The 11,600-nt window shown below is 66.4% G+C and carries 12 protein-coding genes; 11 read left to right on the forward strand and 1 reads right to left on the reverse strand.

Annotated features, from left to right (window positions below):
- Position 1 precedes the first annotated feature (1 nt).
- Positions 2 to 1,294: a serine hydrolase domain-containing protein gene (locus tag AB5I39_RS04065; protein WP_404371484.1), complete on the reverse strand. Its 1,293-nt coding sequence runs from the start codon at positions 1,292 to 1,294 to the stop codon at positions 2 to 4.
- Positions 1,295 to 1,549: 255 nt separating this feature from the next.
- Between AB5I39_RS04065 and AB5I39_RS04070 the strand changes: the two genes are divergently transcribed.
- The 11 genes from AB5I39_RS04070 (at position 1,550) to AB5I39_RS04120 (ending at position 11,592) form a co-directional block, all read left to right on the forward strand.
- Positions 1,550 to 2,089, forward strand: coding sequence for an RNA polymerase sigma factor (locus tag AB5I39_RS04070; protein ID WP_404371486.1), 540 nt, complete (start codon positions 1,550 to 1,552; stop codon positions 2,087 to 2,089).
- Between the two features lie 94 nt (positions 2,090 to 2,183).
- On the forward strand, positions 2,184 to 2,378 hold the full coding sequence (locus AB5I39_RS04075) for a hypothetical protein (RefSeq protein ID WP_404371489.1): 195 nt from the start codon (positions 2,184 to 2,186) through the stop codon (positions 2,376 to 2,378).
- Between the two features lie 53 nt (positions 2,379 to 2,431).
- Positions 2,432 to 3,913 (forward strand): von Willebrand factor type A domain-containing protein, encoded by a 1,482-nt coding sequence (locus AB5I39_RS04080; RefSeq protein ID WP_404371492.1) that lies wholly within the window; start codon positions 2,432 to 2,434, stop codon positions 3,911 to 3,913.
- A 139-nt stretch (positions 3,914 to 4,052) separates the two neighbouring features.
- Positions 4,053 to 5,072 carry a hypothetical protein gene (locus tag AB5I39_RS04085; RefSeq protein ID WP_404371495.1) on the forward strand — a complete coding sequence of 340 codons (1,020 nt, stop codon included), beginning with the start codon at positions 4,053 to 4,055 and terminating at the stop codon, positions 5,070 to 5,072.
- A gap of 61 nt (positions 5,073 to 5,133) precedes the next feature.
- On the forward strand, positions 5,134 to 6,108 hold the full coding sequence (locus tag AB5I39_RS04090; protein ID WP_404371498.1) for an SPFH domain-containing protein: 975 nt from the start codon (positions 5,134 to 5,136) through the stop codon (positions 6,106 to 6,108).
- A gap of 10 nt (positions 6,109 to 6,118) precedes the next feature.
- Positions 6,119 to 6,787, forward strand: a complete 669-nt coding sequence (locus AB5I39_RS04095) for a DUF4178 domain-containing protein (RefSeq protein WP_404371500.1) — start codon at positions 6,119 to 6,121, stop codon at positions 6,785 to 6,787.
- Positions 6,784 to 8,070 (forward strand): DUF4178 domain-containing protein, encoded by a 1,287-nt coding sequence (locus tag AB5I39_RS04100; protein WP_404371502.1) that lies wholly within the window; start codon positions 6,784 to 6,786, stop codon positions 8,068 to 8,070. The genes AB5I39_RS04095 and AB5I39_RS04100 overlap by 4 nt, the downstream gene beginning before the upstream one ends.
- Complete coding sequence (locus AB5I39_RS04105) at positions 8,067 to 8,213, forward strand: hypothetical protein (RefSeq protein WP_404371505.1); 147 nt, start codon at positions 8,067 to 8,069, stop codon at positions 8,211 to 8,213. The genes AB5I39_RS04100 and AB5I39_RS04105 overlap by 4 nt, the downstream gene beginning before the upstream one ends.
- 13 nt (positions 8,214 to 8,226) lie before the next feature.
- Positions 8,227 to 8,436 (forward strand): DUF350 domain-containing protein, encoded by a 210-nt coding sequence (locus AB5I39_RS04110; protein WP_404371508.1) that lies wholly within the window; start codon positions 8,227 to 8,229, stop codon positions 8,434 to 8,436.
- On the forward strand, positions 8,429 to 9,973 hold the full coding sequence (locus tag AB5I39_RS04115) for a polyamine aminopropyltransferase (protein ID WP_404371511.1): 1,545 nt from the start codon (positions 8,429 to 8,431) through the stop codon (positions 9,971 to 9,973). Before AB5I39_RS04110 ends, AB5I39_RS04115 begins: the two co-directional genes overlap by 8 nt.
- Complete coding sequence (locus AB5I39_RS04120; RefSeq protein ID WP_404371514.1) at positions 9,973 to 11,592, forward strand: flavin monoamine oxidase family protein; 1,620 nt, start codon at positions 9,973 to 9,975, stop codon at positions 11,590 to 11,592. Before AB5I39_RS04115 ends, AB5I39_RS04120 begins: the two co-directional genes overlap by 1 nt.
- Positions 11,593 to 11,600 lie beyond the last annotated feature (8 nt).

An 11,600-nucleotide genomic window follows, 5' to 3' on the forward strand; every position in this document is an offset into this window, starting at 1 on the left:
ATCACCGTCGCAAGCCGCGTCCGGCATCGCCCGAGCCGCCCTCGGCATCTTCCCCGGCTTTGTCGACCTCCAGCCAATCGGTACGCGGCAAGCCGTAGAGCATGTCGAAGAATTCGAGCTGCAGCCGCGCTGCCTTGCTCTGGTTGCTGTTCCACAGCATCACGATGCCGCTCTGTTCGGCCGGGTCGAACAGGATCAGCGAGCCATAGCCGTCCACTGCGCCGCGATGCCCGACCAAGGCATGGCCGGCATAGTTCAGGCTGCGCCAGCCAAGACCGTAGGACGCATCCTTCAGCGCCCGGTCCATCGCACCGCGCGGCCCGTGCGGCGGCGTGCGCACGCGCGGGTGGTGCATCGTCTCCAGCATCTGCGCCGAGAGGACACGCGGCGCACGGCCCATCTGCGCCAGCATCCAGCGGGTGAGATCGCGAATCGACGAATTGACCCCGCCCGCCGCGGGGACGCGATAATAGGCCTCCTGCACCGCCACCGGCACGCGCCCGCGATGATGCGGTCGCGCCCAGCGCGCGGCATGTTCCAGACCGGTCGACCCGATGCTGGCGTTGCTCATGCCGAGCGGCCCGAACAGCCGCGCCCGCGCCACGGTGGCATAGCCCTGCCCGGTGACGCGCTCGACGATCTCCGAGGCCGTGTCATAGGCGATGTTCTGGTACGAATAGCAGGTGCCCGGCGCACAGAAGGGCGCGAGCGTGCCGAGCGTAGCGCGAAGCTGCTTCGGGTCCTCCCCCGCCTCCAGCCGCTCATCCCACGCGTTGCGCACCAGTCCGACGCGGTGCGAAAGCACGTCGGCAACCGTAACGCGGCTGATATCGCCAGGCAGCGTCAGCGTGGTACGGAAAGTCGATATGGGCGCGTCGAGCGACAGTTTGCCATCCGCCGCCAGCCCGACGACCAGCGCCGACGCAACGCTTTTCGATAGCGAAGCCCAGCGGAACACCGTGTCGGGCGTCACCGCTTCGTTGCCCCCCGCAATCGTGGTACCGAACCCGCGGAGAAAGCGAAGGCGGCCATGTTCGACCGTGCCGACCGCGAGCCCGACCATGTCGCGATCCTGCATCAACCTGGCGATGCGCTGTTGAAGGCGGCCATAATCGACGTTGGAGGGCCGGGTATCACGTACCGGCTCGGTGATCAGCGCGGAGACGGCCTTCGTGATGCGCGGTGGCTTGGGTGCGCGAAAGTCGAACAGCGCCGCGGTGGCGACTACGATCAGGATCAGCCCCGCCACCAGCCACCACACCCGCCGCATTCTCGTCACTCCGTCCACGCGCATCCGATCATCCGCGACGCCATTTTGCGGTCGCGCGCTCCCCCGGCAGCCCGATCTCCCCTGCAGAGATCGAAACGCGCTGTCAGCCCTGTATTTTAGGACACATGCGCCGAAACGCGCGGGCGATCGGGCGGAATGCGCGCGGTGGCGTCGCGCGGCGCAATCGGGCACAGAGCGGGGATGGCGGGGAAAGCGGCGTTGCATCGGTCACGGCGAATCTGCGGCGGCCGCGGCGTGACGGCGCTCGGCGGCTGAGCGATGGCTCCGCGCGCCTTCGATGCCGAGTCCGATACCACGCTGGTCGCGGCGGCGGTGGCGGGTGACCGCGACGCCTTCGCGGCGCTGCTCGAACGGCATTACGACCGTATCCACGGTCTTGCCTGGCAGATCACCGGATCACGCAGCGACGCGGAGGATGTCGCACAGGACGTGTGCTGCGTTTTGGTCGAGCGGATCGGCAGCTTTCGCGGCGAGGCGAAATTCACCACCTGGCTGTGCGGGATCGTCTACAACGCCTGCCGCGACCTGAAGCGCCGTCGCCGCTCCTTCCTCGGGCTGGGCGAGCGGCTGTCGGTGCTCGCCGGGCTGGCCAAGGGTCCGGATGGCCGCGATCTGCATGATGCGATGTGGGTGCGCAGCGCCGTCGCGAAGCTGCCGCCGGTGTACCGCGATACGGTGGTGCTGGTGGCGGGGCAGCAGCTCACCCATGCCGAGGCTGCGGTCATTCTGGGGGTGACGGAATTGACCGTATCCTGGCGGATGCACGAGGCGCGACGGCGCCTGGGCGAAGACGACTGAACTTTTTTCAACCCGGCCCCAAGGATCCCCCGCGCTGCCGCGTCCAAGGTTCAAGCGGACGAAAGACGCCCGCTTTGAAGCCGAGGAGACAATCATGCGTTCGCTTTCACCGATTCTGGTCGCGGGGGTTGCCATTGCGTTGGTCGCCGGCTGCGCCAGCACGAATCCCGACACCATCGCCACGCCCGTCGCGCCGGAAGCGCAAGGGAAAACCGCCCCTGCCGAAGTCGCGGCAAACGATGTGGTCGTCACCGGATCGCGCGTGCCGGGCCGGGGGAGTTCGGCGTGATGCCCGCGCCACCGCCGCCGCCCGCGCCCGTCGTCGGGATGATGAGTGCACCGATGGCCCGATCCTATGACGTGGTCGGGCCGCCGCCGTACCGCGATGTCGGCCGCGACCGTTTCACCGCCACCAAGGAAAACCCCTTCAAGCTAGTGCGCGAAGAGCCCGTCTCCACGCTGTCGCTCGATGTCGATACCGCGTCCTATTCCTTCGTGCGCGCCTCGCTGAACAACAACGTCCTGCCGCAGCCCGCTGCGGTGCGGACCGAGGAAATGGTCAATTACTTCCCGTACGACTACGCCCCCGCACGCAGCGCGGCCGAACCGTTCAGCACGCATATCGCGACCTTCCCCAACCCCTGGACGGCAGGCCATCTGCTCGTGCGCGTCGCGGTGAAGGGCTATGAACTGCCGCGCGCCACGCGCCCGCGCGCGAACCTCGTCTTCCTGATCGATACCTCGGGATCGATGAGCCAGCCCAACAAACTGCCGCTGGTCAAGCAATCGCTCGGCCTGCTGCTCGATCAACTCGGCCCACAGGACCGCGTCGCGATCGTCACTTATGCCGGGAGCGCTGGGACCGTGCTCGCGCCGACGGCGGCAAGCGAGAAGCCCGCGATCCTCGCCGCGCTCGATCGGCTGGGCGCAGGGGGCAGCACCGCCGGGGCAGAGGGTATTCGCCAGGCCTATGCGCTGGCCGAGGCGAATTTCGATCCGAAGGGCGTCAACCGCGTGCTGCTCGCGACCGATGGCGACTTCAACGTCGGCATCACCAACCAGGAGGAGCTGAAAGGCTATATCGAGCGCGAACGCGACAAAGGCGTGTTCCTGTCGGTGCTCGGTTTTGGCATGGGCAATTATAACGACGCGCTGATGCAGACGCTGGCGCAGAACGGCAATGGCGCGGCGGCCTATATCGACACGATCAACGAAGCGCGTAAGACTTTGGTCGAGGAGGCCAGCTCGACGCTGTTCCCGATCGCTAAGGACGTGAAGGTGCAGGTCGAGTTCAACCCCGCCGCCGTCGCCGAATATCGCTTGATCGGCTATGAAACCCGCCTGCTCAACCGCGACGATTTCAACAATGACAAGGTCGACGCGGGCGATGTCGGATCGGGCCAGACGGTGACCGCGCTGTACGATGTCGTGCCGACCGGCGCGCCGGGACTGATCGACGATCTGCGCTACGGAACGCCTGCCCAGCGACGGGCCGCGCCGGGCACGGGCGAGCTTGGCTTCGTCAAGATCCGCTACAAATTGCCCAAGGCCGATACCAGCCGGTTGATCACTGCGCCGATCGGTGCCGCCACGCGGGTCGCGCGGTTCGAGGATGCACCGCGCGATGCCCGCTTCGCGACCGCCGTGGCGGGCTTTGCCGAGCTGCTGCGCGGCGGCAGATATGTCGGATCGCTCGGCTATGACGACGTGCTGCGCGTCGCTTTGGCCGCTCGCGGCGAAGACCCGTTCGGCTACCGCGCCGAGTTCATCCAGCTCGTCCGCGCCGCGAAATCGGCGCGTGCGATGGCGGCGCTGGAGCGTTGAGGTGACGGGCGGCGTCGCACGGGCACGACGCCGCCCCTTGCCCGCCCGCAATCGCGCTTTCGACGCGCGCGCGATTGTCGCTATAGAGGATGCGATGTCCGCTCTCGCTTTTCCTCATGCCACAGGCCGGGCCGCTTGAATGGACGACCTCGCCCGCCAGCTTCCCGATCCTCCACCGCCACGCCCGGCGGCGCGCACCGCGACGATCGCGGCAGCAATGGCGAAATTCGATGGCGTGGAGGCTCCCGCCAAAGCTGCGCCGGTACGCGCCCCGCGTTGGCAGATCAGTCGCGGCCCGGCGGCTGCATTTGCTTCGATGGTGGTGGTCGCGCTCGTCGCCGTTCCGCTGGTCTTGCTCAAGCCCAACGACCGTGTGGCCGGTCCTCCCGTAGCCGTCAGGCTCGAAACTTCGGCCCAACCCGCGCCAGTGCCCGCGCGACCACCGGCACGGGTGGCGCAGGTGGCGCCGCCGCCTGTCGATGCTGCAGCGGTCGAAACCCGGTCGGAACAGCGCGCGATGTCGTCGCCAGCACCCGTCGTGAGCAATACCGCGGCGGACGTACCTCCCCCGCCAGCCCCCGTAATGGCGGCACCCGCCCCAGTCGCGGAGGCGATGCCGGCACCGCCCCCACCACCTCCACCACCACCGCCCGCGTCTGCGGCCTATGCCGCCGCGCCACAAGCAAAGGCGGCGCCCGTCGCGCTCGCGGCGCGCCGCGCGGCGGACGACACGGCATCCCAAGAGATCGTCGTGAGCGGATCGCGCATCCGGGCGGCCCCGCGCGGAGATTGGAACGCCTGCACCGTCGATGATCCAACGCAGCGCCTGCGCGGGTGCGGAGCGGCAATTTCCGATGGTCTGACCAAGGCATGGCAAGGCGATTGGGGGGCGGCAATCGCGGCCTTCGACGCGGCAATCGCGCGCGAACCGAAGCTTGGGGCCGCCTATCTCAATCGAGGGCTGGCCTATTGGCGGTCGGGCGACACGGCACGCGCCGCCGCCGATCTCGATCTCGCGGTTCGCTATGCCCCTTCGGCGCGCAGCTATTACAATCGCGCACGGCTCCGGCGCGCCAACGGCAATATCCGCGGGGCGCACGCCGACGAAGCGCGTGCGCTGGAGCGCGACCAAAACTATGCGGACGTAATCGGCGAGTAACCGATTTCGCTTCGTACCGCCCGGAAACCCCTTTATGCTTGGTGCAGTCGGGAGGATCATCATGGGTATCTTGGATTTTCTGTCGAAGCAGTTCGTCGATGTCATCGATTGGGTGGAGCAGCCCGGCGACCTGGCAATCCGCTATCCGCTCGCGGACCGCGAGATTCAGAACGGCGCGCAATTGACGGTCCGTGAAGGGCAAAAGGCGTTCTTCTACGACCAGGGCCGCATCGCCGATGTGTTCGATGCGGGGCTGCACACGCTCGACACCGCCAATCTGCCGCTGCTCACAGCGCTGCAGAATTGGGACAAGGCGTTCAAATCGCCGTTCAAATCGGACCTCTATTTCTTCACCACAAAGGAACAGGCCGGGCTGAAATGGGGCACGCCGCAGCCGATCACGGTGCGCGACAAGGAATTCGGGCCGCTGCGCATCCGCGCCTTCGGCAGCTATTCGTTCCGGATCGACAATGTGCCGGTGTTCGCCGCCAAGCTGATGGGCACGCTGGAGAAGCTCACCGTCGCCGATGTCGAACCGCAACTGCGCGGCGCGATCACCACCGCGCTCGCCACCGGATTGGGTGGCGGCCAAACCGCGTTCGTCGATCTCGCAGGTGACCAGGCCGCCATGTCGGCGCGTCTGCTCGATGCGGTGAAGCCCGCGTTCGAGGCGTGGGGCCTGACGCCGTGCAGCTTCTTCGTCGAGAGCCTGTCGCTGCCCGAAGAGGTGCAGAAGTATCTCGACAAGGGCAGCTCGATGCGTGTCCTTGGCGATCTCGACAAATATGTCCGGTTCCAGACCGCGGAGGCGATCCCGGTTGCCGCGGCGCAATCGGGCGGGGTCGCCGGCATCGGTGCCGGGGCCGCCGCGGGCCTGGCGATCGGCCAGAGCATGATGGGGACGGGCGGCGCTGCGGCACCGGCCGAAGACCCTTATGCGATGATCCAGAAGCTCCACGGGCTGATGACGGCGGGCGCGATCACGCAGGAAGAGTTCGACGCCAAGAAGACGGCATTGCTGGCGAAGATCGGCTGACCGCCAGCCAATGATCGACGCCACTTGCCCGAATTGCGGGGCGGCGGTGCATTTTCGCACCCCCGCCTTGCCGGTGAAGATCTGTGACTATTGCCGCACCACCTTGGTGCGCAGCGGCGACGCGTTGCAGGCGATGGGCAAGGTCGCCGAAGTGCCCGAGGATGTCAGTCCGCTGCAGATCGGCACGCGCGGCAAGGATGGCATGGGCTTCGAACTGATCGGACGAATCCGGATGCGCTGGTCGGGCGGCGGATGGAACGAATGGCTCGCGCTGTTCGACGACGGATCGACCGGCTGGCTGAGCGAAGCGATGGGGCGCTTCATGCTGCTGTACGCCATCGCGGATGGCGGGATGCGCACCGGCGCGGTGCGATCGGTGCGCGATGACCAGCCCGTAGCGATAGGGGCCGAGGCGACCATTGCCAGCGTGAAATACCGCGTGAACGACGTGAAGGATGCGACGTTCGTCGGCAGCGAGGGCGAACTCCCCTTTAGCACCCCCGCCGACACGCCGATCCGCAGCGTCGATCTGATGGCGCGGGACGGCCTCTGCGCCAGCATCCAGAAGGATCGTGGTGAAGTGTCGGTCTATGCCGGACGCTATGTCACGCTGGCCGAGATCGCCGCGACGAACTTGCGCGCCTTTGACGGCTGGCCGCTGCCGTCGTTCGCGGCATGACCGCGCCGCTCGACACCGTCCGCGCGCTCAACTGCAGCAATTGCGGCGGGACGATCGCGCTGCGTGCTGCTGGCAACACCGTCAGCATTATCTGCGAACATTGCGGCACGACACTGGACGCGACCAGCCCCGGTCTCGCGCCGATCGCGCAAGCGCAGGCCGCGATGCAGCGCCCGGAAATACCGCTGGGCACGCGCGGGACCTTGCGCGGGGTGCAATGGGAGGTGGTAGGCTATCTCGAACGCAGCGACAGTTATGTCACCTGGGCGGAATATCTGCTGTTCAACCCGTATCAAGGCTATGCCTTTCTGGTCGATGACGGGCGGCGCTTCAGCCTGGGTGTGCTGATGACGCAGCTACCCGGCTATACCGGCGGTTCGATCACGGTGGACGATCTCGGCTACACCCGCTTCGGGTCGCGCTATGGCGCCTGGGTCAAATTCGTCGTCGGCGAATTCTACTGGCGGGTCGCGGTTGGCGAACATGTGATGATCACCGATTTCGTGCGCCCCGGCACGATGCTGAGTTGCGAAGAAACCGACGACGAACGGACGTGGACCAAGCTCGACTTGCTCGATTTCGGCGAGGCGGAAGCCGCGTTCGGCATCGCCAAGCGCCGGAAATCCTATGGCGGCACCCCCGCCCCGCATGAGCCATCGCCCTATGGCAATCTGATGAAGGAAGCGCTGATCATCGGCCTGGTCGCGGTGGTCACGCTGATCGTGATCATGATGATGGGCGGCCAAAGCAGCCGGATCGCCGCGGAAACCTTCGACGTTCCGCTCGACGGCGTGACCAAGACGCAAGTCATTCGGCAACTCGACCTACCCGCTCGGTTGAGCGCGGTGCGGATCGCCGCGCGTGCCGACCGGATCGACAATGGCTGGGTCGATCTCGATTACAGCCTGGTCAATCGTGCGACGCAGGAAAGCTTCGACGCCTATGCCACGGCCGAGGAATATCACGGCGTGACCGACGGCGAATCCTGGCGCGAGGGCGACAGCACGCCGGGCGTGAAGCTATCGAGCATCCCCGCCGGCCAATATGATCTGGTGATCGAGGCGACCGGGCATTTGTGGTCGAACACGACGTTCCCGACAGCGTTCGCGGGGAGCGCCAGCGACACGACGCCCGTGACGATCGCGGTCGAACGCGGCGGGGTGTTCATCGGCAATTTCTTCCTGGCCTTCTTCGTGTTGCTGCTGTGGCCCGCGATCATCGTGCTGCTGCATATGAGCTTCGAGCAACGCCGCATGGCGCCGGTAACGGAGGATGACGCATGACGCGGATTTCGATGGTCTATGCGGTGTTCGTGCTCGGCGTGATCACGCTGTTCACCTTTGCGTTGCGCGACGGTTTCTCGCCCTTTGCCGATGGCGGCAGGCGCGGCATCATCCACACCGCCGTCGGCCCCAACCACAAATAAGGAACCAGGCATCATGCTGTCGACCACCGTCCTGCTCGCGACCTTGCTCTACGCCGGTATCGGCCTTGCGATCTTCGTGCTCGGTTTCTGGCTGTGGGATCGGCTGACCCCGGTCGATCTGTGGGGCGAAATCTGCAAGAACCAGAACGTCGCCTTGGGGAACCTCGCGGCGGGCATTGCGATTGCGATCGCGATCATCATCGGTTCGGCCATTCATGGCTGATCCGCGTACCGGTGACGGCGCGGAGAAGACTTTGGCGACATCACGATTGGGCGGGGCATTGCTCGTCTCCGCCTTCGTCGTCGCAACGTGCGGACTGATCTACGAACTGCTCGCCGGCACGCTGGCCAGTTATCTGCTCGGCGACAGCGTCACGCAATTCTCGATTGTGATCGGCACCTATCTGTTCGCGATGGGGATCGGGTCGTGGTGTTCGCGCTACGTCACGACCGGCGAGCTTGCGGTGTTCGTGCGCGTCGAGATCCTGATCGCGGCGATCGGAGGTAGTTCGGCGGCGCTGCTGTTCCTGCTGTTCGATCGCGTCGCGGATTTTCACATCCCGCTCTACGGGCTGGTGCTGGTGATCGGCACGCTGGTCGGCCTCGAAATTCCGCTGTTGATGCGCATCCTGAAGGATCGGCTGGAGTTCGGCGATCTCGTGTCCAAGGTGCTGACCTTTGACTATATCGGCGCGCTGGCCGCGTCGTTGCTGTTCCCGCTGCTGCTGGTGCCGCAATTGGGGCTGATCCGCACCGGTTTCCTGTTCGGGCTGGCGAATGTCGGCGTGGCGATCTGGCTGCTGCTGATCCTGCCCAGATCACGCGCTTTGCGCGCTGAAATGATCGTTGCGATCGGGGTTGCCGTCGCGCTCGCGGCCGGGTTCATCGCGTCCGAACGGCTTCAGCGCGCCGCCGAAGTTGCGGTTTACGGCGCGCCGATCCTGTTTGCCGAATCGACGCCGTATCAGCGCATCGTGCTGACCAAACAGGGCGTGGATTTGCGGCTGTACCTCAACGGCAATCTGCAATTCTCCTCCCGCGACGAGTATCGCTATCACGAGGCGCTGGTGCATCCGGTGCTGTCGCGCAGCGTGGTCCATCCGCATGTGCTGGTGTTGGGCGGCGGCGACGGGCTGGCGGTACGCGAGATCCTGAAATATCCGGTCGCCTCGGTAACGCTGGTCGATCTCGACCCGGCGATGACCAAGCTGTTCCGCGGCAGCGACATGCTGGCGGCGCTCAATCGCGGATCGCTGCGCTCGCCCAAGGTCAGCGTGATCAACGCCGATGCGTTCGCGTGGCTGCGCACCAATACGCGCCGGTTCGACGCGGTGATCGTCGATTTTCCCGATCCGACCAATTTCTCGGTCGGGAAACTCTATACCGTGACCTTCTACAAGGAGCTCGCGCGCGCGCTGATGCCGGGTGCCGTGGTCAGCGTGCAAAGTACCTCGCCCTTGGTCGCGCCGCGCGCCTATTGGACGGTCGCGACGACGCTGGAGGCAGCAGGGTTCGCCACGCGCGGCTATCACGTCTATGTGCCGAGCTTCGGCGAATGGGGCTTCGTGCTCGCCTCCAACCGCGCGATCCCGCCCGCGGGGCCGCTGCCCGCCGGTTTGCGTTTCTTGAACGGCGTGACCGAGCAACTCGCCTTCGCCTTCCCGCCCGACATGGCGCGCCGCGCGGTGCCGGTGAACCGGCTCGACAACCAAGCGCTGGTGCGCGAGTTCGAGGCCGAATGGGGCGTGTTCGAAAGCTGATGCCCGTTTCACGCCGCACCCTGATCGCCGGATCGGTCGCCGGGGCGGCCGCGCTGGGCGCGGGCGTCGCGTGGGAGCGGAGTGGTGCAGCGATGCCGGGGACGCTCGGCGGGGCGGATTTCAAGCGCGGGCACGCTTTGCGCACGGGCGCGAAATTCCCGACGCCCTCCTCGGAAACGCACACCGGCATCGCCATCCTCGGCGGCGGCATTGCGGGATTGTCGGCAGCCTGGACGCTGGCCGAAGCGGGGTATCGCGATTTCCGTCTGTTCGAGCTTGAGGATCGCGCCGGGGGCAATGCGCGATCGGGCCGCAACGCCGTCTCGGCCTACCCACTCGGCGCGCATTATCTCCCGATCCCCAATGCCGAGACGAGAGGCGTCATCCGCCTGCTCGAACGGCTCGGCATCGTCACCGGCTGGCAGGACGGTAAACCGGTGTACGATCCGTATCAGCTCGTGTCGGACCCCGACGAACGGCTTCTGCACCTTGGCAAATGGCAGGCGGGGCTGATCCCGACGGTCGGCCTGACGCCGCGAGATACCGCCGATCTCAACGCCTTCTTCGCGGCGATGGCGGCGTATCGCGACCGCGTCGACAATGGCAAACCGGCCTTCGCGGTTCCGATGGCGCTCAGTTCGGACGCCGCGGACCTGCGCGCGCTCGATCGGCTAAGTTTTGCCGCCTGGCTCGATCAGCGAGGCTGGCATTCGCCGATCCTGCGCGGCCACGTCCGTTACGCCTGCCGCGACGATTACGGGACCGAGCCCGAGCATGTTTCGGCCTGGGCCGGGATCCATTATTTCGCCGGGCGGCGCGGCCATGCCGCCAATGCCGATGGCGACACCGTGCTGACCTGGCCCGAGGGAAATGGGCACCTCGCGGGACGGATGGCGGCGCGGTTGAAGGACCACATCGCCTGCGGGCAGATCGTCCATAAGGTCGCACCGGCCGGCGATGGCGTGACGATAGACGCTTTCGCTGCGACGCGGGGCGTGTCGCAGCGCATCCACGCCAAGGCGGCGGTGCTCGCGATGCCGCACTTCGTCGCCGCGCGCGTCGCGCCCAAGGGCAGTGTGGATGCCACCGGCTTCGGCTACGCGCCGTGGATCGTCGCGAACGTGACGGTCGATCGCGCGCCGGGCGGGCAAGGCGTGGCGCTGGCGTGGGACAATGTGTCGTGGACCAGCAAGTCGCTCGGCTATGTCGTCGCGACGCACCAGTCGCTCGACGCAGTGCCGGGGGCCAGCGTGCTGACCTGGTACATGCCGCTGTCCGACCTGGCCCCGGCGGCGGCGCGGCGGTTGATGCTCGATCGCCCGCTCGCCGAATGGCAGAAGGTCGTGGCGCGTGACCTGATCGAAACCAATCCCGATCTGGCGGGCGCGATCCGGCGGATCGACGTGTGGCGTTGGGGTCATGCGATGATCCGCCCGATACCGGGCTTCTTCTTCGACGGTGCCCGCGAAGCCGCCGCCCGGCCGCAACCGCCCTTGTTCTTCGCGCATTCCGATCTGAGCGGACTGTCGCTGTTCGAGGAAGCGCATTATCGCGGCACGCTCGCTGCGCAGCAGGCGATGGCACAGCTCGACATTCCTCATGACGATCTGCTGGCTTAGGGGATCAT

This window comes from Sphingomonas sp. MMS24-J45 (genome assembly GCF_044881195.1).
In the GTDB taxonomy this organism is placed as follows: domain Bacteria; phylum Pseudomonadota; class Alphaproteobacteria; order Sphingomonadales; family Sphingomonadaceae; genus Sphingomonas.